At 70.1% G+C, this 25,297-nt stretch carries 27 protein-coding genes; 20 read left to right on the forward strand and 7 right to left on the reverse strand.

From position 1 onward, the window contains the following. Window position 1: 1 nt before the first annotated feature. The 5 genes from ABZ441_RS11570 to ABZ441_RS11590 all read left to right on the forward strand — a co-directional run bounded on the left by ABZ441_RS11570 (window position 2) and on the right by ABZ441_RS11590 (window position 4,184). Entirely contained in the window at window positions 2-1,075 is a 1,074-nt protein-coding gene (locus ABZ441_RS11570; protein WP_358971204.1) for a nitronate monooxygenase, read from the forward strand. Further along, a complete protein-coding gene (locus ABZ441_RS11575; protein ID WP_358971207.1) occupies window positions 1,072-1,818 on the forward strand; it encodes a 16S rRNA (uracil(1498)-N(3))-methyltransferase in 747 nt (248 codons plus the stop codon). Before ABZ441_RS11570 ends, ABZ441_RS11575 begins: the two co-directional genes overlap by 4 nt. 82 nt (window positions 1,819-1,900) lie before the next feature. Continuing rightward, window positions 1,901-2,260 carry a histidine triad nucleotide-binding protein gene (locus ABZ441_RS11580; RefSeq protein ID WP_358971210.1) on the forward strand — a complete coding sequence of 120 codons (360 nt, stop codon included), beginning with the start codon at window positions 1,901-1,903 and terminating at the stop codon, window positions 2,258-2,260. A 12-nt stretch (window positions 2,261-2,272) separates the two neighbouring features. Beyond that, window positions 2,273-3,181: a ribonuclease Z gene (locus ABZ441_RS11585; RefSeq protein ID WP_358971212.1), complete on the forward strand. Its 909-nt coding sequence runs from the start codon at window positions 2,273-2,275 to the stop codon at window positions 3,179-3,181. Between the two features lie 10 nt (window positions 3,182-3,191). Next, on the forward strand, window positions 3,192-4,184 hold the full coding sequence (locus tag ABZ441_RS11590; RefSeq protein ID WP_358971214.1) for an adenosine deaminase: 993 nt from the start codon (window positions 3,192-3,194) through the stop codon (window positions 4,182-4,184). On the opposite strand, the gene ABZ441_RS11595 is transcribed toward ABZ441_RS11590, so the two are convergent. Further along, window positions 4,148-5,506, reverse strand: coding sequence for an MFS transporter (locus ABZ441_RS11595; RefSeq protein WP_358971217.1), 1,359 nt, complete (start codon window positions 5,504-5,506; stop codon window positions 4,148-4,150). The two genes, ABZ441_RS11590 and ABZ441_RS11595, sit on opposite strands and share 37 nt — an antisense overlap. 390 nt (window positions 5,507-5,896) lie before the next feature. Between ABZ441_RS11595 and ABZ441_RS11600 the strand changes: the two genes are divergently transcribed. From ABZ441_RS11600 to ABZ441_RS11630, 7 genes are all read left to right on the forward strand, one after another. Beyond that, window positions 5,897-7,000: a PfkB family carbohydrate kinase gene (locus ABZ441_RS11600; protein ID WP_205020386.1), complete on the forward strand. Its 1,104-nt coding sequence runs from the start codon at window positions 5,897-5,899 to the stop codon at window positions 6,998-7,000. Between the two features lie 127 nt (window positions 7,001-7,127). Next, window positions 7,128-8,150, forward strand: coding sequence for a PhoH family protein (locus tag ABZ441_RS11605; protein ID WP_358971221.1), 1,023 nt, complete (start codon window positions 7,128-7,130; stop codon window positions 8,148-8,150). A 12-nt stretch (window positions 8,151-8,162) separates the two neighbouring features. Next, on the forward strand, window positions 8,163-8,660 hold the full coding sequence (gene ybeY, locus ABZ441_RS11610; protein WP_205020388.1) for an rRNA maturation RNase YbeY: 498 nt from the start codon (window positions 8,163-8,165) through the stop codon (window positions 8,658-8,660). Beyond that, window positions 8,657-9,940, forward strand: coding sequence for a hemolysin family protein (locus tag ABZ441_RS11615; RefSeq protein ID WP_358971224.1), 1,284 nt, complete (start codon window positions 8,657-8,659; stop codon window positions 9,938-9,940). The genes ybeY and ABZ441_RS11615 overlap by 4 nt, the downstream gene beginning before the upstream one ends. Then, window positions 9,937-10,290, forward strand: coding sequence for an MmcQ/YjbR family DNA-binding protein (locus ABZ441_RS11620; RefSeq protein WP_358971226.1), 354 nt, complete (start codon window positions 9,937-9,939; stop codon window positions 10,288-10,290). The genes ABZ441_RS11615 and ABZ441_RS11620 overlap by 4 nt, the downstream gene beginning before the upstream one ends. Before the next feature lie 70 nt (window positions 10,291-10,360). Beyond that, window positions 10,361-10,714 (forward strand): cytidine deaminase, encoded by a 354-nt coding sequence (locus ABZ441_RS11625; protein WP_358971229.1) that lies wholly within the window; start codon window positions 10,361-10,363, stop codon window positions 10,712-10,714. A gap of 51 nt (window positions 10,715-10,765) precedes the next feature. Then, a complete protein-coding gene (locus ABZ441_RS11630) occupies window positions 10,766-11,794 on the forward strand; it encodes a GTPase Era (protein ID WP_358971232.1) in 1,029 nt (342 codons plus the stop codon). A gap of 73 nt (window positions 11,795-11,867) precedes the next feature. Here the strand turns inward: ABZ441_RS11630 and ABZ441_RS11635 are convergent, their stop codons facing one another. Then, window positions 11,868-12,134: a protealysin inhibitor emfourin gene (locus tag ABZ441_RS11635; RefSeq protein ID WP_358971235.1), complete on the reverse strand. Its 267-nt coding sequence runs from the start codon at window positions 12,132-12,134 to the stop codon at window positions 11,868-11,870. Between the two features lie 52 nt (window positions 12,135-12,186). Beyond that, window positions 12,187-13,263 carry a M4 family metallopeptidase gene (locus ABZ441_RS11640; protein ID WP_358971238.1) on the reverse strand — a complete coding sequence of 359 codons (1,077 nt, stop codon included), beginning with the start codon at window positions 13,261-13,263 and terminating at the stop codon, window positions 12,187-12,189. A 292-nt stretch (window positions 13,264-13,555) separates the two neighbouring features. On the opposite strand from ABZ441_RS11640, the gene leuA reads away from it, so the two are divergent. The 4 genes from leuA (at window position 13,556) to ABZ441_RS11660 (ending at window position 17,945) form a co-directional block, all read left to right on the forward strand. Continuing rightward, window positions 13,556-15,346: a 2-isopropylmalate synthase gene (gene leuA, locus ABZ441_RS11645; protein ID WP_358971241.1), complete on the forward strand. Its 1,791-nt coding sequence runs from the start codon at window positions 13,556-13,558 to the stop codon at window positions 15,344-15,346. A 232-nt stretch (window positions 15,347-15,578) separates the two neighbouring features. Then, window positions 15,579-16,280 (forward strand): TerB family tellurite resistance protein, encoded by a 702-nt coding sequence (locus ABZ441_RS11650; RefSeq protein WP_358971244.1) that lies wholly within the window; start codon window positions 15,579-15,581, stop codon window positions 16,278-16,280. A gap of 65 nt (window positions 16,281-16,345) precedes the next feature. Next, on the forward strand, window positions 16,346-17,092 hold the full coding sequence (gene recO / locus ABZ441_RS11655; protein ID WP_351325214.1) for a DNA repair protein RecO: 747 nt from the start codon (window positions 16,346-16,348) through the stop codon (window positions 17,090-17,092). Between the two features lie 22 nt (window positions 17,093-17,114). Further along, window positions 17,115-17,945, forward strand: a complete 831-nt coding sequence (locus tag ABZ441_RS11660; protein WP_358971246.1) for an isoprenyl transferase — start codon at window positions 17,115-17,117, stop codon at window positions 17,943-17,945. Window positions 17,946-18,009: 64 nt separating this feature from the next. Here the strand turns inward: ABZ441_RS11660 and ABZ441_RS11665 are convergent, their stop codons facing one another. The 4 genes from ABZ441_RS11665 to ABZ441_RS11680 form a co-directional block, all read right to left on the reverse strand. Next, window positions 18,010-18,444, reverse strand: a complete 435-nt coding sequence (locus tag ABZ441_RS11665; RefSeq protein ID WP_205020399.1) for a transcriptional repressor — start codon at window positions 18,442-18,444, stop codon at window positions 18,010-18,012. A 65-nt stretch (window positions 18,445-18,509) separates the two neighbouring features. Then, window positions 18,510-19,409: a metal ABC transporter permease gene (locus ABZ441_RS11670; protein ID WP_358971603.1), complete on the reverse strand. Its 900-nt coding sequence runs from the start codon at window positions 19,407-19,409 to the stop codon at window positions 18,510-18,512. Continuing rightward, on the reverse strand, window positions 19,409-20,149 hold the full coding sequence (locus ABZ441_RS11675; protein ID WP_358971606.1) for a metal ABC transporter ATP-binding protein: 741 nt from the start codon (window positions 20,147-20,149) through the stop codon (window positions 19,409-19,411). The genes ABZ441_RS11670 and ABZ441_RS11675 overlap by 1 nt, the downstream gene beginning before the upstream one ends. Window positions 20,150-20,220: 71 nt before the next feature. Next, window positions 20,221-21,189, reverse strand: coding sequence for a metal ABC transporter substrate-binding protein (locus ABZ441_RS11680; RefSeq protein ID WP_358971250.1), 969 nt, complete (start codon window positions 21,187-21,189; stop codon window positions 20,221-20,223). 216 nt (window positions 21,190-21,405) lie between these two features. Between ABZ441_RS11680 and ABZ441_RS11685 the strand changes: the two genes are divergently transcribed. The 4 genes from ABZ441_RS11685 (at window position 21,406) to dusB (ending at window position 24,758) form a co-directional block, all read left to right on the forward strand. Continuing rightward, complete coding sequence (locus ABZ441_RS11685) at window positions 21,406-22,788, forward strand: glycine--tRNA ligase (RefSeq protein WP_358971253.1); 1,383 nt, start codon at window positions 21,406-21,408, stop codon at window positions 22,786-22,788. Window positions 22,789-22,882: 94 nt separating this feature from the next. Further along, on the forward strand, window positions 22,883-23,086 hold the full coding sequence (locus ABZ441_RS11690; protein ID WP_358971256.1) for a hypothetical protein: 204 nt from the start codon (window positions 22,883-22,885) through the stop codon (window positions 23,084-23,086). 194 nt (window positions 23,087-23,280) lie between these two features. Continuing rightward, window positions 23,281-23,484 (forward strand): DUF6243 family protein, encoded by a 204-nt coding sequence (locus ABZ441_RS11695; protein WP_358971259.1) that lies wholly within the window; start codon window positions 23,281-23,283, stop codon window positions 23,482-23,484. A 125-nt stretch (window positions 23,485-23,609) separates the two neighbouring features. After that, window positions 23,610-24,758 carry a tRNA dihydrouridine synthase DusB gene (dusB, locus tag ABZ441_RS11700; protein ID WP_358971262.1) on the forward strand — a complete coding sequence of 383 codons (1,149 nt, stop codon included), beginning with the start codon at window positions 23,610-23,612 and terminating at the stop codon, window positions 24,756-24,758. The last annotated feature ends 539 nt before the right edge of the window (window positions 24,759-25,297 follow it).

The raw sequence follows: 25,297 nt of genomic DNA on the forward strand, positions 1-25,297 counted from the left end.
CATGTCCTTGGCGCTGACCGATCTCTGCCGATACCCCGTCGTGCAGGCCCCGATGGCGGGCGGCGCCTCCCGACCGGAGCTGGCCGCCGCCGTGGCCGAGGCCGGCGGGATCGGATTCCTCGCCGCCGGCTACAAGACGGCCGACGGGATGTACAACGAGGTCAAGCAGCTCCGGAGGCTGACCGGGCTCCCCTTCGGCGTCAACCTCTTCATGCCGCAGCCGCTGGTCGCCGACCCCGGCGCCGTGGAGGTCTACCGCCACCAGCTCGCAGGTGAGGGCGCCTGGTACGAGACCCCTCTCGGCGACCCGGACTCCAGCGGGGACGACGCCTACGAGGCCAAGGTGGCGATCCTGCTGGAGGACCCCGTACCCGTGGTCTCCTTCACGTTCGGATGCCCCACCCGTGAGGTGCTCGAGGCGTTCGCCGCCGCCGGGACGCTCACCGTCGTCACGGTCACCTCTCCGCAGGAGGCGCGGAACGCGCAGTGGTCGGGGGCCGGCGCCCTGTGTGTCCAGGGTTTCGAAGCGGGCGGTCACCAGTCCACGCACCGCGACGACCCGCAGGCCGGCCTCACCGGCACCGGGCTGATTTCCCTGATCTCCGAGGTCCGCGAGTCCGTGCGGCTGCCCGTCATCGCGGCCGGCGGACTGATGCGCGGCTCGCAGATCACCGCCGTGCTGGCGGCCGGGGCCGACGCGGCCCAGCTCGGTACGGCGTTCCTGCCCTGCCCCGAGTCGGGTGCACACCCGCTGCACAAGCAGGCCCTGACCAACCCGCTGTTCGTGACCACGGCCCTGACCCGTGCCTTCTCCGGGCGTCCCGCGCGGGGGCTGGTCAACCGGTTCGTCCGGGAGCACGGCCCGTACGCTCCCGCCGCCTACCCGCAGGTGCACCAGCTGACCAGCGGGCTGCGCCGGGCCGCCGCCGAGGCCGGGGACGCCCAGGGCATGGCCCTGTGGGCGGGCCAGGGACACCGGCTGGCACGCGAGCTGCCCGCCGGGGAGCTCGTGGGTCTGCTCGCCGCCGAAATGGAAGCCGCGCGTGCGGCAGTGAGTGTGAGGAGTGCCCAGTGACGGCACCGGTCTTCGTCGTCGAACAGCTGCCCGGCGGGCCGGAGTTCGTCCTGGACGGACCCGAAGGGCGGCACGCGGTTTCCGTGAAGCGGCTGAACCCGGGGGAGGGCGTGGTCCTGACCGACGGGCGGGGACGCTGGGCGGAGGGTGTCGTACGGGCGGCCGAGGGCAAGGACCGGCTCGTGGTCACCGGTCTCGACAGCGTCCACGAGGAGCCCGCGCCCACCCCGTTCCTCACCGTCGTCCAGGCCCTGCCCAAGGGCGACCGCGGCGAGGTCGCCGTGGAGACGATGACGGAGACGGGCGTCGACGCGATCGTGCCCTGGCAGGCCGCGCGCTGCATCACGCAGTGGAAGGGCGACCGGGGGCTCAAGTCCCTCGCCAAGTGGCGCAGCACCGCGCGTGAGGCGGGGAAGCAGTCGCGCCGCGTCCGCTTCCCCGAGGTGGCGGAGGTCATGACGACCAGACAGGTCGCCGCCCTGCTGGCCGCTGCGGACTTCGCGGGCGTCCTGCACGAGGACCGGGCCGGCGACAGCGAGCCGCTCGCCACCGCCGAACTCCCCGCCCACGGCACCGTCGTGCTGGTCGTCGGCCCGGAGGGCGGGGTGTCCCCCCAGGAACTCGCCGCCTTCGCCGAGGCGGGGGCACCCGCCTACCGGCTCGGCCCCAGTGTCCTGCGCACCTCGACCGCCGGGACGGCCGCGGCGGCACTGCTGATGGGGCGCACCGGGCGCTGGAGCTGAGAGCCGCCCCCGTGCCCCGGTCCGGCCCGATAGCATGCCGGTGTACTGATCACGAGGACCGAACGACCGAGGAGGCCGGGCCATGGCGGGAGAGCCGCAGACCGACTGCCTGTTCTGCAAGATCGTTACCGGGGACATCCCGGCGACCATCGTCCGCGAGAGCGAGACGACCGTCGCCTTCCGCGACATAAACCCCCAGGCCCCGACGCACGTCCTGGTCATCCCCAAGGCGCACTACCCGGACGCGGCCGCGCTGGCCGCCGGCGACCCGCAGGCCGCCGCCGACGTGCTGCGCGAGGCGGGACTGGTCGCCTCCGACGAGAAGATCACCGAGAGCGGCTACCGCATCGTCCTCAACACCGGTGCGGGCGCCGGCCAGACCGTCTTCCACGCGCACGCCCACGTCCTGGGCGGTCGCGGGATGCAGTGGCCCCCCGGTTAGGGCCTCCCACCCGTGTCCGTACGAGAACTCGTGGTCCTCGGCACCGCCAGCCAGGTGCCGACCCGTCACCGCAACCACAACGGCTATCTGCTGCGCTGGGACGGGCAGGGCATCCTCTTCGATCCCGGTGAGGGAACTCAGCGACAGATGCTGCGGGCGGGTGTCGCCGCGCACGATATCGACCGCATCTGCGTCACGCACTTCCACGGCGACCACTCGCTGGGTCTGGCGGGGGTGATCCAGCGGATCAACCTCGACCGGGTCCCGCACCCCGTCACCGCCCACTTCCCGGCGAGCGGACAGCGTTTCTTCGACAGGCTGCGGTACGCGACGGCCTATCGCGAGTCGGTCGAACTGACCGAGGCTCCTGTCGCCGCGGACGGGGTCCTCGCCACCACCGACGCGTACACCCTCGACGGCCACCGGCTCTCGCACCCCGTCGAGTCCTACGGCTACCGCCTCACCGAACCCGACCGGCTGCGCATGCTGCCCGCGAAGCTGGCCGAGCACGGCATCACGGGGCCCGACGTCAAACGGATCCAGCAGGACGGCGTCCTGCGCGGCATCCCTCTGGAAGAGGTCTCCGAGACCCGCCGCGGACAGCGCTTCGCGTTCGTCATGGACACCCGGCTCTGCGACGGCGCGTTCGCCCTCGCGGAGAAATGCGACATGCTGGTCATCGAGTCGACGTTCCTCGACGAGGACGGCCGGCTCGCGGCCGACCACGGCCACCTCACCGCCGGCCAGGCGGCCCGGGTGGCGATGGAGTCCGGCGTACGGCACCTCGTGCTGACGCACTTCTCCCAGCGCTACACCGACCCCGACGCCTTCGAACGCCAGGCCAGGGCAGCCGGCTTCGAAGGCGAACTGACCATCGCCCAGGACCTGATCAGGGTCCCGGTACCCACCCGCCACACGTAACGAGAACCCCGTGCACCTCCCCAAAGCCGAACTCCACCTCCACATCGAAGGAACCCTCGAACCCGAGCTGGCCTTCGCACTCGCCGCGCGCAACGGCGTGGACCTGCCCTACGCGGACACCGAGGAGCTGCGCGAGGCGTACCTCTTCGAGGACCTGCAGACCTTCCTCGACCTGTACTACGCGCTCATGGCGGTGCTGCGCACCGAGGACGACTTCGCCGAACTGGCCGACGCCTACCTCGCCCGCGCCGCCGCCCAGGGCGTCCGGCACGCGGAGATCTTCTTCGACCCGCAGGCCCACACCGACCGCGGCGTCCCGATCGGCGCCGTCATCGAAGGGCTCGGCAGGGCGCTGGACCGCAGCGAGGAGACGCACGGCATCTCCACCCAGCTGATCATGTGCTTCCTGCGCGACAAGTCCGCGGAGTCGGCGCTGGAGACCCTGGAGGCCGCGAAGCCGTACCTCCACCGCATCAGCGCTGTCGGCCTCGACTCGGCGGAGGTCGGCCACCCGCCCGCGAAGTTCCGCGAGGTGTACGCGGCGGCCACGGCCCTCGGCCTGCGCAAGGTCGCCCACGCCGGCGAGGAGGGCCCGCCGGAGTACATCCGGGAGGCCCTCGACGTACTCGGCGTCGAGCGCATCGACCACGGCCTGCGCTGCATGGAGGACCCGGACCTGGTGGACCGGCTGGTCTCCGAGCGGATCCCGCTGACGCTCTGCCCGCTGTCGAACGTACGCCTGCGCGCCGTCGACGTCCTGGAGCAGCACCCGCTGCGGTCCATGATGGACGCGGGGCTGCTCTGCACGGTGAACTCCGACGACCCCGCCTACTTCGGCGGATACGTCGGAGACACCTTCCGCGCCGTGCACGAGGCGCTCGGCCTGGACCGCGAGCAGTTGCGGACCCTGGCCCGCAACTCCTTCGAGGCGGCGTTCCTCGACCACGACGAGGAACGCAGGTCGCGCTACCTCTCCGAAGTCGAGGCGTACGCGTTCGACTGACCGGTCCCGCCGTCCGGTCCAGCCGTCCGGAAGGCGCTCCGCACCAGCCGCCTGCGCCGCAGCGCGGGCATGCTGATCTCCGTGACCGCCTGCTCCGGTGCGCCGAGCTTGGGCACGGCGCCGGACAGGCTGTTGGTCGTGGCGGCGAGCAGTGCGGCCGGGGCTCCACCCCTGCGCCGCACCGAACCGGGCACCAGCGGCCGGCCGCCGGTGTGCAGCGCCACCGCGGTGACGGGGGCCGCGACCAGGAGGGTCGCGGCCCCGAGGATCAGCCCCATCACCGCGTAGCCCGCCTGCTGGGAGAGCACGCTGCCGAGGAGGGGGCCGCAGGCCGTGCCGACCGACGCCGCCGAACCCGCCAGGACCGCCCATCGGCCGCGCACGTCCAGCGAGGCCGCCAGCCCGATCAGGTACGACAGGACCACCGGGTAGAAGGTGTTCCACGCGATCTCACCGGTCGCGAAGGAGCTCAGGTCCTCGGCCGAGGAGCTGAGCACGATGCTCCCCGCGATGATCATTGTTCCGAGGCCGATCGGCACCGCCCGTCCGAGCCGCGCCCCCAGCGCGCCCGCGCCCATCACACCGAGCAGTCCCGCACCCAGGGCGGCCGCGAACACTGCGCCGATGGTCACCTCCGAGAGACCCACCTGGTCGGCGCCGATCCGGCTGCTCACGCCCCACAGGGCGTTCTGCGCCATGGACCAGACGAGCATCCCGCCCGCCAGCACCAGCCCCGACCGCCGGTGCGGCAGCCTTCCCTGCACCGCGGACGTCCCGCCCGCGGAAGTGGGGCCTCCCAGCCGGGAGGTGGCGGGCCAGACGAGCAGCGCGACCAGTGCGATGGAGGCGAAGGGCAGCCGGTGGCCGCCGCTCAGGTGGGGAACCGTCAGGTACAGGGCTCCCGCCGTGGCGGAGACGCTGAGCAGCCCGAGCGACGAGGTCCGGTGCGGGTCGTGCTGCGCGGCGATGCCGGACGCCGCCACGGCGGTCGCCGTACCGGAGCCGAAACCACCGATCACGACGCCCAGGACCACCAGCGGCACCGACGTGGTCAGTGCCGCGCAGCCGTAGCCGACTGCGGCGAGCAGCAGCCCCGCGCGCGCCGGTCTCCGCGACCCGTATCTCTCGACGCGTCCCGCGAGCGCGAAGCCGGCCGAGGCCGAGCTGAGCAGGAGGGCGCTGCCGACCAGACCGGCCTGGGCCGAACTCAGCCCCAGATAGGTGTTGAGCCGGCCGACGATGGTGGGGAGCAGGTAGGCGGCGAGGTAACCGGCGGTGAAGACGGCGACCAGGGGCCACGCGGCGCGGGGGCGCGAGGACATGGGCGTTCCTGAGGACATGCCAGAAGAGGCGGAAGAGGGCAGGGGAGGGCAAGGCAGGGGTGGAGCGGGGGAAGGCAGGGGAGGGCAAGGCAGGGGTGGGGCAGGGGAGGGTGGAGCAGGCAACGCGGGAGAAGCGGCACTCGTCGTCGACCGTCCCGATCGGTGCTCGCGGGGCAATTTGTATCAAGCGCGCACTGGCGACGGAAAGCCGCCCCGTTGTGATCTGGGTCACATATAGGTTTATGCATAATCAGGTCGGGTAGCAGCGCATGTTTATGCAGGTGGGAGTGGAGATGCGCCGTGCGGCGCGGGCCCTCCGGATGCGATGGCAGATCCGGCACACTGGCCGGATTCGCACTGTTCAGATCTGCCACAGCCGGGGAGCGCACGGTGAGTACAACCAATCCAGGCATCGACCCGCTGCTCGGGCTGCGCGCCCCGCAGGATCCCGCCTGTGACGTCTATCTGACCGGCACGGTCTTCCTGGACATCATCTTCACCGGACTGGACAGCGCACCGGTGCGCGGGACGGAGTCCTGGGCGCGAGGGATGGGATCCAGCCCCGGTGGCGTCGCCAACATGGCCACCGCGCTCGCCCGGCTCGGCCTGCACACCTCGCTGGCCGCCGCGTTCGGCGACGACCACTACGGCGAGTACTGCTGGGACGCCCTCGAACAAGGAGAGGGCATCGACCTGTCCATGTCGCGCACGGTCCCCGGCTGGCACTCGCCCGTCACCGTCTCCATGGCGTACGAGGGCGAACGCACGATGGTCTCGCACGGCCATGAGGCCCCGGCCCCGGACGCCTCCGCGGTGCCCGGCCGTACGCTCCCGCACTGCCCGCCGCGCGCCCGCGCCGCCGTCGCCTCGCTGACCCCCGGCCGCAGTGAGCCCTGGGTGGCCGCAGCGGCCCGGAACGGCGCGATGGTCTTCGCCGACGTCGGCTGGGACGAGACCGGCCGCTGGGACCTGGACGCCCTGCCGGACCTGGGACACTGCCTGGCCTTCCTGCCCAACGCCGAGGAGGCCATGCGCTACACGCGCACCGACTGCCCCCGCGCCGCCGCCCACGCCCTGACCGAGAGGGTGCCGCTCGCCGTGGTCACTCTCGGCGCGGAGGGGGCGTACGCGGTCGACCGGGTGGCCGGGACGGCCGCCGAGGTGCCCGCCATCGAGGTGGAGGCCCTGGACCCCACCGGAGCGGGCGACGTATTCGTCGCCGGGTTCGTCACCGGGACACTGGCCGGCTGGCCGCTCGCCGACCGCCTCGCCTTCGCCGGACTGACGGCCGCCCTGTCGGTCCAGGAGTTCGGCGGATCACTGTCCGCACCCGGATGGGCGGAGATCGCCGGATGGTGGCAGCAGGTGCGCACCACCGCCGGTCAGGACCCGGCGGCACTGGAGCGCTACGCCTTCCTGGAAGAACTGCTGCCCGCCACGAGCAGGGCATGGCCCCTGCGCCGCGCCGTCCCGACCATCGGCTTCCGTCAGTGAAGGGCTGATGATCACCGGGTAAAACCCCTCTGCGATGTCGGTGGTGAGTCGTACGCTGGTAGTCCAGAGGCGGTCGAGCAGCGACGGCCCTGCAACGGGAGGTATGCGCAGGCCCGAGGGCCGGCCCATGACTCAGTCACCTACACAGCCGCAGGCGCGGGCCCAGATCAGCATTCCGGCCGCACACCCGATGGTGATGCTGCTGGGGTCGGGCGATTCGCTGCTGCGCGTGATCGAAACGGCGTTCCCGGCCGTCGACATCCATGTCCGGGGCAACGAGATAAGCGCGACTGGAAGCGCGACGGACGTCGCCCTGATCCAGCGCCTGTTCGACGAGATGGTGCTGGTGCTCCGCACCGGACTGCCGATGACGGAGGACGCTGTGGAACGCTCGATCGCCATGCTCAGGGCGAGCGGGAACGGCGACGGGGAGGCCGCGGAGACCCCCGCGGAGGTGCTCACGCAGAACATCCTCTCCAGCCGCGGCCGCACGATCCGGCCCAAGACGCTCAACCAGAAGCGGTACGTCGACGCGATCGACAAGCACACCATCGTCTTCGGCATCGGCCCCGCGGGTACCGGCAAGACCTATCTCGCCATGGCCAAGGCGGTCCAGGCCCTGCAGTCCAAGCAGGTCAGCCGGATCATCCTGACCAGGCCCGCCGTCGAGGCGGGGGAGCGGCTCGGCTTCCTGCCCGGCACGCTCTTCGACAAGATCGACCCGTATCTGCGCCCGCTCTACGACGCCCTGCACGACATGCTCGACCCCGACTCGATCCCACGGCTGATGGCCGCCGGCACGATCGAGGTCGCGCCGCTGGCCTACATGCGCGGTAGGACCCTGAATGACGCCTTCATCATCCTGGACGAGGCGCAGAACACCAGTGCCGAGCAGATGAAGATGTTCCTCACCCGTCTCGGCTTCGACTCGAAGATCGTCGTCACCGGTGACGTCACCCAGGTGGACCTGCCCACGGGCACCAAGAGCGGTCTCCGCCAGGTCCAGGAGATCCTGGAGGGTGTCGATGACGTGCACTTCTCCAGGCTCACCTCCCAGGATGTCGTCCGGCACAAGCTCGTCGGCCGTATCGTCGACGCGTACGAGAAGTACGACAACGCAGAGGGCCCCAAGGGCCGCAACGGGAAGTAGTCGCAGCGCACCATGTCGATCGACGTCAACAACGAGTCCGGAACCGAGGTCGACGAACAGGCGATCCTCGACATCGCCCGCTACGCCCTCGCCCGGATGCGGATCCATCCGCTGTCCGAACTCTCGGTGATCGTGGTGGACACCGCCGCCATGGAGCAGCTCCACATCCAGTGGATGGACCTTCCGGGCCCCACGGATGTCATGTCCTTCCCGATGGACGAGCTCCGTCCCCCGGCCAAGGACGACGAGGAGCCCCCGCAGGGGCTCCTCGGTGACATCGTGCTGTGCCCGGAGGTCGCGAAGAAGCAGGGCGAGGACGCCGAGACGCAGCACTCGATGGACGAGGAGCTCCAGCTCCTCACCGTCCACGGGGTGCTGCACCTCCTCGGCTACGACCACGAGGAGCCCGGCGAGAAGGCCGAGATGTTCGGTCTCCAGGCGGCGATCGTCGACGGCTGGCGCGGTGAGCGCGGACTCACCGGTCCGTCCCCGGCCCCCACCGTCTCGTGAGCGTCCCCCTCATCTCCGGCGCCGTCCTGCTGATCGTCGTCGGCTGGCTCGCGGCCTGCGCCGAGGCGGGCATCGCGCGTACGTCGAGCTTCCGTGCGGCCGAGGCCGTGCGGGCGGGACGCCGGGGAAGCGCCAAACTCGAACAGGTCGCCGCCGACCCCACCCGCTATCTCAACGTGGCTCTGCTCGTCCGGGTCGCCTGCGAGATGTCGGCCGGCGTGCTCGTCACCTACGCCTGCCTCCAGGAGTTCACCGAGACCTGGCAGGCCCTCGCCCTCGCCATGGGCGTGATGGTCCTCGTCAGTTACGTCGCCATCGGGGTCTCGCCGCGCACCATCGGCCGCCAGCATCCCCTGAACACCGCCACGGCCGCGGCGTACGTCCTGTTGCCGGTGGCCAGGATCATGGGACCGATCCCGCAGCTGCTGATCCTCCTCGGCAACGCGCTGACCCCCGGCAAGGGCTTCCGCAAGGGCCCCTTCGCCAGCGAGGCGGAACTGCGCGCGATGGTCGACCTCGCCGAGCAGGAATCGCTCATCGAGGACGACGAACGCCGCATGGTGCACTCGGTCTTCGAGCTCGGCGACACCCTCGTGCGCGAGGTGATGGTGCCCCGCACCGACCTGGTCTGCATAGAGCGCTACAAAACGGTCCGTCAGGCACTCACCCTGGCGTTGCGCTCCGGCTTCTCCCGTATTCCGGTGACCGGGGAGAACGAGGACGACATCGTCGGCATCGTCTACCTGAAGGACCTGGTCCGCAAGACCCACATCAACCGGGACGCGGAGGCGGACCTGGTCTCCACGGCGATGCGCCCCGCCGCGTTCGTCCCCGACACGAAGAACGCCGGGGACCTGCTGCGCGAGATGCAGCAGGACCGCAGCCACGTGGCCGTCGTCATCGACGAGTACGGCGGCACGGCCGGCATCGTCACCATCGAGGACATCCTCGAGGAGATCGTCGGCGAGATCACCGACGAGTACGACCGCGAGCTCCCGCCCGTCCAGGAGCTGGAGAACGGCTGCTTCCGGGTGACCGCCCGGCTCGACATCGGCGACCTCGGGGAGCTGTTCGGCCTCGACGCGTACGACGACGAGGACGTGGAGACGGTCGGAGGCCTGCTGGCGAAGGCGCTCGGGCGGGTCCCGATCTCCGGAGCCTCCTCGATCGTCGACCTTCCCGACGGACGCAAGCTCCGCCTGACCGCGGAGTCCCCGGCGGGCCGCCGGAACAAGATCGTCACGGTGCTGGTGGAACCGGAGGGAATGGAAGCGGCATGACTCCCCAGGAGCTGCGCACGTTCTGCCTGGAGTTCAACGCGAGCGCGGAGGAGTTCCCCTTCGGGCCCGAGGCCTCGGTCTTCAAGGTCCTGGGGAAGATGTTCGCCCTCAGCGTCCTCGACGCGCGGCCGCTTCAGGTCAGCCTCAAATGCGATCCGGACGAGGCCCTGCGGCTCCGCAAGGACCATGAGGCGATCGTCCCCGGCTGGCATCTGAACAAGCGGCACTGGAACACCGTGACGGTCTCCCGGCTCCCGGACCGGATGGTCCGGGAGCTCGTGGAGGACAGCTACGACCTGGTGGTCGCAGGGCTCCCCAAGGCGGAACGTCTGCGCCTCGACCGGCCGTAGCCCCCGCCCCGCCGGCGGTGAACAGACCCCGTCGCGGGGCGGGTGGCCACCCACTTCGTATGCTCGGCCCATGACCGACAGCACCGACCTCGGCCCCGAGGACCGCAAGATCGTCACGCTGGCCCGCAGCGTCCGCGCCCGCAACGCAGTGCCGGAGGGCGCGGCGGTCCGGGACGAGACCGGACGCACCTACGCCGCGGGCACCGTGGACCTGGAGTCGTTGAAGCTCAGCGCGCTGCAGACCGCCGTCGCCATGGCTGTGGCCAGCGGCGCCACATCCCTGGAGGCGGCGGCCCTCGTCTCCGAGGCCGCGAGCGTCTCCGACGCCGACCGGGCCGCCGTGCGTGACCTGGGCGGACCCGACACTCCCGTACTGCTCGCGGGGCCCGACGGAACGCTCAGGTCCACCGCGACCGCGGGCTGATCCGGGGCGGCGGCGCCCTGCTGTGCAACGCGGCCGTCCGGATCGGGGAGAATGGGCGCCATGAGCGCTCGACCGAACACAGAAGCTGCTGCGCAGCAGGCTGAGACCACCGCCCCCCACCGGGCCGGCTTCGCCTGCTTCGTGGGCCGCCCCAACGCGGGCAAGTCCACCCTCACGAACGCTCTGGTCGGTCAGAAGGTGGCGATCACCTCCAACCGCCCCCAGACCACCAGGCACACGGTGCGGGGCATCGTGCACCGCGACGACGCCCAGCTGATCCTGGTGGACACGCCCGGCCTCCACAAGCCGCGCACGCTGCTCGGGGAGCGGCTGAACGACGTCGTACGGACCACCTGGGCCGAGGTCGACGTCATCGGTTTCTGCCTGCCCGCCGACCAGAAGCTCGGCCCCGGCGACAAGTTCATCGTCAAGGAACTCGCCGGGATCAAGAAGACCCCGAAGATCGCGATCATCACCAAGACCGACCTGGTCGCGCCCAAGGTGCTCGCCGAGCAGCTGCTCGCCGTCTCCGCCCTGGCCGACGAACTCGGCTTCGAGTGGGCCGAGATCGTGCCGGTCTCGGCGGTCAAGGAGGAGCAGGAAGGGGGACGCGGCGCCTCGAAGAAGGGGAGTGACGGGCGCGGAGCGGGCCAGGTGAGCCTGCTCGCCGACCTCATCGCACCCCTGCTGCCCGAGAGCCCGCCGCTCTACCCGGAGGGTGACCTCACCGACGAGCCCGAGATGGTGATGGTCGCCGAGCTCATCCGCGAGGCCGCGCTGGAAGGCGTACGGGACGAGCTGCCGCACTCCATCGCGGTCGTCGTCGAGGAGATGCTGCCCCGCGAGGACCGTCCGGCGGACAAGCCGCTGCTGGACATCCACGCGAACGTCTACATCGAGCGTCCCAGCCAGAAGGGCATCATCATCGGCCCGAAGGGGAAGCGGCTCAAGGACGTCGGCACGAAGTCGCGCAAGCACATCGAGGCGCTGCTCGGCACCCCGGTCTTCCTGGACCTGCACGTGAAGGTCGCCAAGGACTGGCAGCGCGATCCCAAGCAGCTGCGCAAGCTCGGATTCTGAGGCCGTTCTCCCGGGCCCGGCCTCACCGCGTGCGGCCGAAGGGCCCGGGAGCATGCCCGCCGGCCGGGGGGAGTTACGCGCCCTCCTTCAGGACCCGGGAGATCAGGGTCCGCTGCGCCTCGGTCAGCCGGGGGTCCGCGCAGTCGACCGTCAGGTCACCCACGGTGATCCGGTAGCGGAAGCCGTCCGGCACCCCCACGGGCGGGCCGTCCCGGCCGACGGCGACTGCCGCCTCGGCCAGGGCCTCCCAGTCCGCGGCGTCGGGCCGTCCCCCGGTCTCGACCTCGCCCTGCCGTGCGATACCGGCGAACCCGCCGGTCCGGCTCACCTGAATGCGCATGCGTACGGCTCCTGCCTGGCCCCGTCGGACGGCCCCGCTCGTATCTACCCGGTCACCGGGTCGGCACGCCCACCTCCGACCAGGCCTTCAGCACCGCCTCGGCCTCGTCGCCCTCCCCGAACCTGTGCTGCGCCGCCGAGACGGTCAGCTTGGCGAAGTCCGTGAAGGACGCGTCCTGGGCCAGCTCCCCGCCGGTCAGCACGTCGAACCAGATCCGGCCGGCCCGTTCCCAGGCGTTGCCGCCGAGTGCCGTGGCCAGGAGGTAGAACGCCCGGTTGGGGATGCCGGAGTTGATGTGGACCCCGCCGTTGTCCTCGTCCGTCTCTACGTAGTCGTCCATCGAGGCGGGCTGCGGGTCCTTGCCGAGCACGTCGTCGTCGTACGCGGTGCCGGGAGCCTTCATCGAGCGCAGCGCGACGCCGCTGACCCGGGGGGCGAGCAGCCCGGCGCCGATCAGCCAGTCGCCCTGGTCCGCGCTCTGGCCCAGAGAGTGCTGCTTGACCAGCGAGCCGAAGACGTCGGACACCGACTCGTTGAGTGCGCCGGACTGGCCCTCGTACGCCAGGTTGGCCGTGTACTGGGTGAGTCCGTGCGCCAGTTCGTGGGCGATCACGTCGATGGCGACCGTGAAGTCGAGGAAGATCTCGCCGTCGCCGTCCCCGAAGACCATCTGCTCGCCGTCGAAGAAGGCGTTGTTGTACTTCTCGTCGTAGTGCACGGAGCCGATGAGCGGCAGCCCCTTGCCGTCGATCGAACTGCGGCCGTACTCCGTGAGCAGCAGGTCGAAGGTCGCGCCGAGTCCGGCGTACGCGCGGTTGACGCTGGCGTCCCGGGTCGGTTCGTCGCCCTCGTCGCGGACCTTGACACCCGGCAGGTCCGTGCCGTGCCGGCAGTCGTGCAGGGTGCGGTGGGGCTTGGTCGGGACCGGGGCGGAGGTGCGGGCGGCCCCGGTGGTCCGGGCGAGCGCGGTCACACGCCGGTGGTGGCGCCTGGCGCCGTCGGCCTCAAGGGTGCGCCGTGCCGGATCGGCCAGGCGCGGATCGTCGGCCTGGGACAGCTTGTCGAGGACGTGCGGCGGCACGATGGTGCAGAAGACGGGCTGGAATCCGTTGTTCGGTCGAGGCTGCATGCAAATGACTGTGGCACTCCGTCACCGTCATGTCACTGGTTGCGATGGTGATTGACGAAATGGAGTGATGTATCACCGTTGTGCCTCCATCAGGGCCTGATCCCGCATACTGATACGGACCGACGCACCAGGCGCCCCTCGGTTAGTGTTGCCGCATCATGCGTTTCGGGCTGCTCCTTCTTAGCTGCCGCGGCGAGGGCCTGTAGTCGTAGGCCGGCTCCCTCCCCGCGGAGTTCGCTGTTGCAGCGACACAGTCGGCCGCCCCTGCTGGACCTCAGAGGAGCCGTACGCCATGACCGCAGTGAATCCCCCCGTGCACACCGATGCCGTCACCCCCGTCGGTGGCCCCACGCCGGTGACCAACGCGAAGCAGCTGCAGAAGCCTTCCGGGATGCCGGTCCACAAGTACCGCGGTTACGACGCCGTGGACATCTCCGACCGCACGTGGCCGGACAACCGCATCACCGTGGCGCCCCGCTGGCTGTCCACCGACCTGCGTGACGGCAACCAGGCCCTGATCGACCCCATGTCGCCGACCCGCAAGCGCGAGATGTTCGACCTGCTCGTACGCATGGGCTACAAGGAGATCGAGGTCGGCTTCCCGTCCTCCGGCGAGACCGACTTCGCGTTCGTACGTTCGATCATCGAAGAGGGCGCCATCCCCGAGGACGTGACGATCTCCGTCCTGACGCAGGCCCGCGAGGAACTGATCGAGCGGACCGTCGAGTCGCTGGTCGGTGCGCGGCGCGCCACCGTCCACCTGTACAACGCCACCGCCCCCACCTTCCGCCGTGTGGTCTTCCGCGGCTCGAAGGAGGAGGTCAAGCAGATCGCCGTGGACGGCACCCGCCTGGTCATGGAGTACGCGGACAAGATCCTGGGCGACGAGACGATCTTCGGTTACCAGTACAGCCCCGAGATCTTCACCGACACCGAGCTGGACTTCGCCCTGGAGGTCTGCGAGGCCGTCTGCGACGTCTGGCAGCCCGAGGAGGGCCGCGAGATCATCCTCAACCTGCCCGCCACCGTGGAGCGTTCGACGCCGTCCACGCACGCGGACCGGTTCGAGTGGATGTCCCGCAACCTGACCCGCCGCCCGTACGTCTGCCTGTCGGTCCACCCGCACAACGACCGCGGCACCGCCGTCGCCGCCGCCGAACTGGCCGTCATGGCCGGCGCCGACCGCATCGAGGGCTGCCTGTTCGGGCAGGGTGAGCGCACCGGCAACGTCGACCTGGTCACCCTGGGCATGAACCTGTTCTCCCAGGGCGTCGACCCGCAGATCGACTTCTCGCAGATCGACGAGATCCGCCGCACGAGCGAGTACTGCAACCAGATGGAGGTCCACCCGCGCCACCCCTACGCGGGCGACCTGGTCTACACCGCCTTCTCCGGCTCCCACCAGGACGCCATCAAGAAGGGCTTCGACGCCATGGAGGCCGACGCGGCCGCCCGGGGCGTGACCGTCGACGACATCGAGTGGGCGGTGCCCTACCTGCCGATCGACCCGAAGGACGTCGGCCGCTCCTACGAGGCGGTCATCCGGGTCAACTCGCAGTCCGGCAAGGGCGGAATCGCCTACGTCCTGAAGAACGACCACAAGCTGGACCTGCCGCGCCGGATGCAGATCGAGTTCTCCCGGATCATTCAGGCCAAGACCGACGCCGAGGGCGGCGAGGTCACGCCGACCCAGATCTGGTCGACCTTCCGGGACGAGTACCTGCCGAGCCCCGAGAACGCCTGGGGGCGCGTGCAGATCCGATCCGGTCAGACGACGACCGGTTCCGACGGCCAGGACACCATCACCGTCGAGGCCACCGTCGACGGCTCGGACACGGTGCTGACCGGCACGGGCAACGGCCCGATCTCCGCGTTCTTCGAAGCGCTGCAGGCCATCGGCATCGATGCCCGCCTGCTGGACTACACCGAGCACACGATGAGTGAGGGTGCGAGCGCCCAGGCCGCCTCCTACATCGAGTGCGCGATCGACGGCAAGGTGCTGTGGGGCATCGGTATCGACTCCAACACCACGCGCGCCTCCCTGAAGGCGGTCGTCTCCGCGGTCAACCGCGCGACCCGCTGACACCGTCGGGCGGCAGGGCGGACACAGGTCCGAACGCCGCTGAAATGTCCGGCCCCGGAGCCCCGTTCACCCGTCGAGGGTGGGCGGGGTTCGGCCATATCCGGGTGTTGTGACGTCCGGGATACTGACGCCACATCACGCATGTGGCTAACATCACGTCCAACGCGGCAATGTTGCCTGGGGGCACCTCCCGTGCCCGAAGGGCTACGGGGGAGTTACGGAGGTGTGCGACGTGCGGACAGCCAAAGGACAACGCGCCATAAGACTGCGCATCTACGGCACCCGTACGGCCTGGGACACCGTCGGCGACGGCGAGTTCTTCTGCCCGTGCTGCGGGGGAGACCGTAACTACCGGCGCCTCACGGGCCGCCACCGGCTCACCGTCCTCGGGCTGCCGCTGCTGGCGCGGGGCAGCGCCGGTTCCGTCGTGGAGTGTGCCGCCTGCGGGACGCACTTCGAGCCCGGCACCCTCGACCAGCCCACCACCACCCGCTTCTCCGCCATGCTGCGGGAGGCCGTGCACGCCGTCACGCTCGCCGTGCTCGCGGCGGGCGGCACCACCTCCCGTACGGTCCTGGAGACGGCCGCGGCCGTCGCCCGGGACGCGGGACTCGACGACTGCTCCCAGGAGCGGCTCTTCACCGTCGTGGAGGTACTCGCCGCCGACACGGGATCCGGCGAGGGGGCCGACCCCGCGGCCGACGCCTGTGGCGCGGCCCTCGCCATCGAGCTGCACGAGACGCTGAAGCCCCTCGCGCCGCACCTGGCGGTGGCCGGCCGGGAGACGGTCCTGCTGCTGGGTGCCAGGATCGCGCTGGCCGACGGCCCCTACACCCAGGCGGAGCGCCAGGTGCTGACGACGGTGGGCAGCGCGCTGCAGCTCTGCCCCGCGGACACCGCGAAGCTGCTGGAGGCGGCGCGTACGCCCTCCTGAGGCCTCTCCCGCCCCGTCCCGCGGCCCCTGCCCCGGCCGGTGCGCCCATGGGCGACAATGGGCGTATGAGCTTGTTCCGGGACGACGGCGTCGTGCTGCGTACGCAGAAGCTGGGCGAGGCCGACCGGATCATCACGATCCTGACCCGCGGCCACGGCCGGGTGCGTGCCGTGGCGCGCGGGGTGCGCCGCACCAAGTCCAAATTCGGGGCGCGGCTCGAACCCTTCTCCCACGTGGACGTGCAGTTCTTCGCGCGCGGCAGCGAACTCGTCGGCCGGGGCCTTCCCCTGTGCACGCAGAGCGAGACGATCGCACCCTACGGTGGCGGCATCGTCTCCGACTACGCCCGCTACACCGCGGGCACCGCGATGCTGGAGACCGCCGAGCGGTTCACCGACCACGAGGGCGAGCCCGCGGTCCAGCAGTACCTGCTGCTCGTCGGCGGGCTGCGGACCCTGGCGCGCGCCGAGCACGCGCCGAATCTCATCCTGGACGCGTTCCTGCTGCGGTCCCTCGCCGTCAACGGCTACGCCCCGAGCTTCGTCGACTGCGCCAAGTGCGGTATGCCCGGACCGAACCGGTTCTTCTCCGTCGCGGCGGGCGGCGTCATATGCGGCGACTGCCGGGTGCCCGGCAGCGTCGTACCCTCGGCGGAGGCCGTCGAACTGCTGAGCGCTCTGCTCACCGGTGACTGGGAGACGGCGGACGCGTCCGAGGCGCGTCATGTCAGGGAGGGGAGCGGGCTCGTGTCCGCCTATCTGCACTGGCATCTGGAGCGCGGTCTGCGCTCGCTGCGGTACGTGGAGAAATGACACAGGGAGACGAGAGAAGCCCATGGCAGTACGCGGGATGCTCGGCGGCCGTAACCGGCGTGAGTACAAGGCCCCCGAGCCGCACCCCTCCGGCGCCACCCCGCCGAAGATCCCCGGCGAGCTCGTGCCCAAGCACGTCGCCGTCGTGATGGACGGTAACGGCCGCTGGGCCAAGGAGCGGGGTCTTCCCCGCACCGAGGGCCACAAGGTCGGTGAGGGCGTCGTCATGGACGTTCTCAAGGGCTGTATCGAGATGGGCGTCAAGAACCTCTCGCTGTACGCGTTCTCCACCGAGAACTGGAAGCGCTCGCCGGACGAGGTGAAGTTCCTGATGAACTTCAACCGGGACGTCATCCGCCGCCGCCGCGACGAGATGGACGAGCTGGGCATCCGCATCCGCTGGGTCGGCCGCATGCCGAAGCTGTGGAAGTCCGTCGTCCAGGAGCTCCAGGTCGCCCAGGAGCAGACCAAGGACAACGACGGGATGACGCTGTACTTCTGCGTCAACTACGGCGGCCGGGCCGAGATCGCCGACGCGGCGCAGCGCATCGCCCAGGACGTCGCGGCCGGGAAGCTCGACCCCTCGAAGGTCAACGAGAAGACGTTCGCGAAGTACACCTACTACCCGGACATGCCGGACGTGGACCTCTTCGTGCGCCCCAGCGGGGAGCAGCGCACGTCGAACTACCTGATCTGGCAGAGCGCGTACGCCGAGATGGTCTTCCAGGACGTGCTGTGGCCGGACTTCGACCGTCGCGACCTGTGGAACGCCTGCCTGGAGTTCGCCCGGCGCGACCGGCGTTTCGGCGGCGCCGAGGACATCAGCAAGGACGACGGGATCAGCAAGGGCTGACACCGTACGGAGGGGGCCCCGGGAGCCGGGGCCCCCTCCGGGACCGGTCGTCGCGCGTCCGGGTTCAGTTCTTGGCGCCCGCGCAGTCCACGCAGGTCCCGAAGATCTCCACCGTGTGGGCCACGTTCACGTAGCCGTGCTGCGAGGCGATGGTCTCGGCCCACTGCTCCACCGCGGGACCCTCGACCTCGACGGCCTTGCCGCAGACGCGGCAGACCAGGTGGTGATGGTGGTCACCCGTCGAGCAGCGCCGGTAGACGGCCTCGCCGTCGGTCGTGCGCAGGACGTCGACCTCGCCGGCGTCGGCGAGCGACTGGAGCGTGCGGTAGACCGTGGTCAGGCCGACCGAGTCGCCCCGGTGCTTGAGGACGTCGTGCAGGTCCTGGGCGCTGCGGAACTCGTCGACCTCGTCGAGCGCCGCCGCGACCGCCGCCCGCTGCCGGGTCGACCGGCCGCGCACCGGAGCCGCGTTCGTGCCACTGATCGGCGCCGTCGCCACAGCTGCCTCCTCGTGTCGCCCGTACGTATGTCGGGCCATTGTGCCAGCCCGGCCACGCGTCACGGTCACACCTGTACGTCGTCCTTCGGCCGGCGGGCGGCCGGTACCTCAAGAGTGCACCGGTCCGCCTCGTTCGTGCCGCCCCGGGCGCGCCTGCGGGCCAGCGGCGTGGCGAGCGCCGTGAGCACGATGAACGCGGCGATGGCCAGCAGCACGATCGTCGCGCCGGGCGGCACGTCCTGGTAGTACGAGGTCACGGTGCCGGCCAGGGTGACGGCCGTGCCGATGACGACGGCCAGGACGAAGGTCACCTTGAATGACTTCGCGATCTGCTGAGCCGCGGCGACGGGCACCACCATCAGCGCGCTGACCAGCAGCAGGCCGACGACCCGCATCGCCACGGTGACGGTGACGGCCGCCGTCACGGCGACCAGCAGGTTGAGCACCCGCACCGGCAGGCCGGTGACGCGGGCGAACTCCTCGTCCTGACTGACCGCGAACAGCTGCCTCCGCAGCCCCACGGTGACCAGCACCACGAAGGCGGCCAGCACCACGATCGCGGTGACGTCCTCCTCGGAGACCGTCGACAGGGAGCCGAAGAGGAACGAGGTCAGGTTGGCGTTGGAGCCGGTGTCCGACAGGTTGATCAGCATCACTCCGCCCGCCATGCCGCCGTAGAACAGCATGGCCAGGGCGATGTCGCCGCGGGTGCGGCCGTACCAGCGGATCAGTTCCATCACGACCGAGCCGGCCACGGCGACGAGCGTCGCCATCCACACCGGGTTGGTGGAGAGCAGGAAGCCGAGGCCGACACCGGTCATCGCGACGTGCCCGATGCCGTCGCCCATCAGGGCCTGACGGCGCTGGACCAGGTAGATGCCGATGGCGGGCGCGGTGATCCCGACCAGGACCGCCGCGATCAGGGCCCGCTGCATGAAGGGGGGGTTCAGGAATTCCAGCATGATCAGGTCAGCAGTCCCGTCCGGACGGGCTCGGAGGCCGCGTGGGGGTGTACGTGGTCGTGGCCGGGCAGGGCGTGCTGGCCCACGGCTTCGGGAGGCGGTCCGTCGTGCATGACGCAGCCGTCACGCAGGACGATCGCCCGGTCGATCAGCGGTTCCAGCGCGCCCAGCTCGTGCAGGACGAGCAGCACCGTCGCCCCGCCGGCGACCTGCTCGCGCAGCGTCGAGGCGAGGATCTCCTGGCTTGCCAGGTCCACGCCCGCCATCGGCTCGTCCATGATCAGCACCTCGGGCTCGGAAGCGAGCGCGCGGGCGATCAGGACCCGCTGGTGCTGGCCGCCGGAGAGGGCGTTCACGGAGTCCTTGGCGCGGTCGGTGAGGCCGACGAGCCCGATGGCCCGGTCCACGGCCTCCCGGTCCGCCCGGCCCGGGAGCCCGAGCTTCGTACGGGACAGCCGTCCCGAGGAGACGACCTCGCGGATCGTGGCCGGGACGCCGCCCGCCGCCGTGGTGCGCTGCGGTACGTATCCGACGCGGGCCCACCGGCGGAAGCGGCGCAGTGGTGTGCCGAACAGCTCTACGGTCCCGCCGGTCAGCGGCACCTGGCCGATGACGGAGCGTACGGCGGTGGACTTGCCGGACCCGTTGGCGCCGAGCAGCGCCACGACCTCGCCGCGGTGGACGGTGAGGTCGACGCCGCGCAGCACGGGGCGCGCGCCGAGCGTGGCCGTGGCTCCGCGCATGCTGATCACGGGTTCTGGCGTACTGGACTCGGGCACGATCGCCTCCGGTGCGGGTCTGGGTGCTGCCTGGGTCACTTCGCGCCGAGTGCTTTCTGCAGCGCGGTCAGGTTGGACTTCATGACCTCGGTGTAGTCAGCGCCCGCGGACTTGTCGGTGATTCCCTCCAGCGGATCCAGGACGCCGGTCTTCAGCCCGAGGTCCTTCGCCAGGGTCTTGGCGGTCTTGTCGCTGGCGAGCGTCTCGAAGAACACGGTGGTCGCCCCGCTCTTCCGGGCGACGGAGTGGATCTCGTCGATCCGGGCCGGGCTGGGCTCGGCCTCGGGGTCGATGCCGGCGATGCCCTCCTGGGTGAGGCCGTAGCGCTCGGCGAGGTACCCGAAGGCGGAGTGCGTGGTGATGAACGTCTTGGTGGCGGTGTTCTTCAGCCCCGTCTCGTACGCCGTGTTCAGGGCGTTCAGCTCGGTGACCAGGGCGTCGGTGTTCTTGCGGTAGTCCGCGGCGTGGTCCGGGTCGGCCTTTTCCAGAGACTTGCCCACACCCTCGGCGACCTCGGCGTACTTCACCGGGTCCAGCCAGATGTGCGGGTCGAGGCCGGCCTCCTCGTCCTCGTGGCCGTGCTCCTCGCCCTCCTCGTGGCCGTGGTCGTGGCCGACCTCGGAGCCGTGCTTCTCGAGCGTGGTGAGCTCCGCCGCGTCCACGGTGTTCTCCACGCCGGCCTGCGCGACGGCGTCGTCCACGGCGGGCTGGACGCCCTTGAGGAACAGGATGTAGTCGGCCTCGCTCAGGCCGCCGGTCTGCCGCGGGGAGAGCTCCAGGTCGTGCGGCTCGGTGCCCGGCTTCGTGAGGGTGGTGACCGAGACGTGGGATCCGCCGATCTCCTCGGCCAGGAACTGCATTGGGTAGAAGGACGCCACCACGTCCAGCCTGCCGTCGCTTCCGCCCTCGGCCGCGTCGGAGGATGAGCAGGCGGAGAGCGCGGTGAGGCCGAGGGCTACTGCTCCGGCGACGGCGGCTGTGGGTATGAGGCGACGTACGTTCATGACAGTCATTTTCAACAAAAGTGGAAACGATTGTCAACAAGGCTGATGAGATGCCCGGATCCGAACCCGGTGACCGCGATGCGCCCCACCGATTTGATCCAAGGGGTGCGCCCGCCGGTAATCTGGTGCATTCGCCCGCCCGTCTCGCGTACAGCCCCCAGCGAGGCGCTTCGCGCCGCCCCTGTCCAGTTCCGCCGTCGTAATGAAGAGAGCACCGTGGCCGCCGACAAGATCGACACCATCGTCAGCCTGAGCAAGCGCCGTGGCTTCGTCTACCCCTGCAGTGAGATCTACGGTGGCCAGAAGGCCGCGTGGGACTACGGGCCACTGGGCGTCGAGCTGAAGGAGAACCTCAAGCGCCAGTGGTGGCGCTACATGGTCACCTCGCGCGAGGACGTGGTCGGTATCGACTCGTCGGTCATCCTTGCCCCCGAGGTCTGGGTCGCCTCCGGTCACGTCGCCACCTTCTCGGACCCCCTCACCGAGTGCACCTCCTGTCACAAGCGCTACCGCGCCGACCACCTGGAGGAGGCGTACGAGGAGAAGCACGGCAAGCCGCCCGTCAACGGCCTGGCCGACCTCAACTGCCCCAACTGCGGCAACAAGGGCACCTTCACCGAGCCCAAGGCGTTCTCGGGCCTGCTCTCCACCCACCTCGGCCCGACCCAGGACACCGCCTCGGTCGCCTACCTGCGCCCCGAGACCGCGCAGGGCATCTTCACCAACTTCGGCCAGGTGCAGCAGACCTCGCGCAAGAAGCCGCCGTTCGGCATCGCGCAGATGGGCAAGTCCTTCCGGAACGAGATCACTCCGGGCAACTTCATCTTCCGCACGCGTGAGTTCGAGCAGATGGAGATGGAGTTCTTCGTCAAGCCGGGCGAGGACGAGCAGTGGCAGGAGTACTGGATGGAGCAGCGCTGGAACTGGTACACCGGCCTGGGCATGCGCGAGGAGAACATGCGGTGGTTCGAGCACCCGCAGGAGAAGCTCTCCCACTACTCCAAGCGCACCGCTGACATCGAGTACCGCTTCCGCTTCGGCGGCAGCGAGTGGGGCGAGCTGGAGGGTGTCGCGAACCGCACCGACTACGACCTCAAGGCGCACTCCAAGGCCTCCGGCACCGACCTCTTCTACTTCGACCAGGAGAAGGGCGAGCGCTACACGCCGTACGTCATCGAGCCCGCAGCCGGTGTCGGCCGTTCGATGCTGGCGTTCCTCCTCGACGCCTACAGCGAGGACGAGGCCCCCAACGCCAAGGGCGTCATGGAGAAGCGCGCAGTGATGCGCCTCGACCCGCGCCTGGCGCCGGTCAAGGTGGCCGTCCTGCCGCTGTCCCGCAACCCGCAGCTCTCGCCGAAGGCCAAGGGCCTCGCCGCCGACCTGCGGCAGAACTGGAACATCGAGTTCGACGACGCGGGCGCCATCGGCCGCCGCTACCGTCGCCAGGACGAGATCGGTACGCCGTTCTGCGTCACGGTCGACTTCGACACCCTCGACGACAACGCGGTGACCGTGCGCGAGCGCGACACGATGAAGCAGGAGCGCGTCTCCCTGGACCAGATCCAGAGCTACCTCGGCTCCCGTCTGCTGGGCTGCTGACGACACCCGTCTCCATAACGATGCCCCCGGTTCCGCCTCATGGAGCCGGGGGCCTCGTGCACACTGGGCGCACTCGTCCACAGGGGAGGCCGGCATGCCGTCCATAACCACGAGCAAGGTCAGCAGATGGGACCAGCACGGCCGTGAACACGTCGTCCACGTAAGGAAGTCGGGGACGCGGCGGCAACTGGCCTGCGACACCTGCGGATGGCGCAAGGGCGCACAGTTCCTGCCCTGGCTGAAGGCCGAGGAGCACCTGGCCGAGGCCCATCAGGCGACGGTCGATCCGACCGCCTGACCCCGCGCCGGGGGCCTCCGCCCGAAAACCTGGTGTGGAGGCCCGCCCGCGACGGGTACCTTTCCGGCATGTCTTCGTTCTTCCAGATCTACGAGTGAGCGCGCGACGGGCCGACCGCCCGTCGCCCACCGAATCGATCCCTGAGGTCTCCGATCACCTCGGACCTCATTTCTCACCACGAATGGGAGAACCCCGTGGCCAAGAGCCGCAACAGCCTCCTCGGTGTGGGCGGACAGCGCAAGAAGCTGTCCCGCGCCGAACAGCAGGGCGCGGGCTCCGCGCGTGAAAGCGACCGCAAGGCGGCCGAGGACAAGAAGCAGGAACTGGTGCGCAAGATGCGTGAGCGTGCCGCCGCCGCGGGGGCGGCGCCGGCGCAGGACGCACCGGCCGGGAGCTGACCTCCTCGTACGACCCGTACGACCACGGGCCCGGACCACCTCGGTGGTCCGGGCCCGTGCCCGTCCCCGCCGGGGCCCGACCGGTCCGCGCCCGCGCCGCTGCCGGCGTGCGGGACAATGGGGCCATGACCTTGCTCGCCCCTGCCCTCCCGCTGCTCCGGATCGGCCCGCACACCGTGCAGCCGCCGGTCGTGCTCGCCCCCATGGCCGGCATCACCAACGCGCCCTTCCGCACCCTCTGCCGTGAGTTCTCGGGCGGCAAGGGGCTGTTCGTCAGCGAGATGATCACCACACGGGCACTGGTCGAGCGCAACGAGAAGACCATGCAGCTCATCCACTTCGACGCGAGCGAGACCCCGCGCTCGATCCAGCTGTACGGGGTGGACCCGGTCACCGTCGGCAAGGCGGTCCGCATGATCGTCGACGAGGGCCTCGCCGACCACATCGACCTGAACTTCGGCTGCCCCGTCCCCAAGGTCACCCGCAAGGGCGGAGGTTCCGCCCTTCCGTACAAGCGGCCCCTGCTCCGCGCGATCCTGCGCGAGGCCGTGGCGCAGGCGGGCGACCTCCCGGTCACCATAAAGATGCGTAAGGGGATCGACGACGACCACACCACCTACCTCGACGCGGGCCGCATCGCCGTCGAGGAGGGCGTCACGGCCGTCGCACTGCACGGCAGGACCACCGCCCAGCACTACGGCGGCACGGCCGACTGGGGCGCCATCGCGCGCCTCAAGGAGCACGTCCCCGAGATCCCCGTCCTCGGCAACGGCGACATCTGGAGCGCCGACGACGCCCTGCGGATGATGCGCGAGACGGGCTGTGACGGCGTCGTCGTCGGCCGCGGCTGCCTGGGGCGCCCGTGGCTCTTCGGTGACCTCGTCAGCGCCTTCGAGGGCGCGGGGACGAGGCAGGCGCCCGGCCTGCGCCAGGTCGCGGACGTCATGCTGCGCCACGCCACGCTGCTGGGGGAGTGGATCGGTGACGAGAGCAGGGGCGTGATCGACTTCCGCAAGCACGTGGCCTGGTACCTCAAGGGCTTCGCGGTCGGTTCGGACATGCGCAGGAGGCTGGCGGTCACCTCGTCGCTGGAGGAACTGGGCGGTCAGCTCCAGGAGCTCGACCTGGACCAGCCCTGGCCACAGGGCGCGGACGGCCCCCGGGGGCGTACGTCGGGCAACAACCGGGTGGCACTGCCGGACGGCTGGCTCAAGGACCCGTACGACTGTGCGGGCGTGAGCGCCGAGGCGGAGTTGGACACCTCGGGCGGCTGAGCCGACGGCCCCGCGTCAGGGCACCGAGTGCCCCCTCGAAGGCCCGCTCAGATGAGCGGGCTTTTCTGTGCCCTCCATCGCGTTCCGCCCCGCTTCGGCGACACTCGCGCCTCTTCGCTCTGCCGTTGTCGAGTTTTACTCACCATGCGTAGCGGCGTCATGGCTTTGCGGTGACCGTTTGTCGGCGTACGCGCGTCCGGATGGTGACATCTGAGCGCGAAGAGTGGCGTGATTCTCGCCACCTCTGAGGGGTGTTTGGCTCAGATGAGCGCTCATTGGGCGACTGTACTTCTCAAATGACGGCACTGGGTGCCAGGAGTGTTTACTTTGATCGATCAAAGCATCCACTACCTCGCGTGATCGCATTGCGCGAAAATGGCCACTCTTCGTGATGATGACTTCAAGAAGTGAATGAGTTCCTCCTTCCGGAGGTACCGACGCGTTACTTTCGATGTGCTGGCGGACGGGTGGTTGAGGCCTCGTGACGCGCACGTAGGCGTACCCAGACACCTTCGATCTGGGTATGTTCCTCGCCGTCA

Source organism: Streptomyces sp. NPDC005752 (assembly GCF_040630715.1).
Taxonomy (GTDB): Bacteria; Actinomycetota; Actinomycetes; order Streptomycetales; family Streptomycetaceae; genus Streptomyces.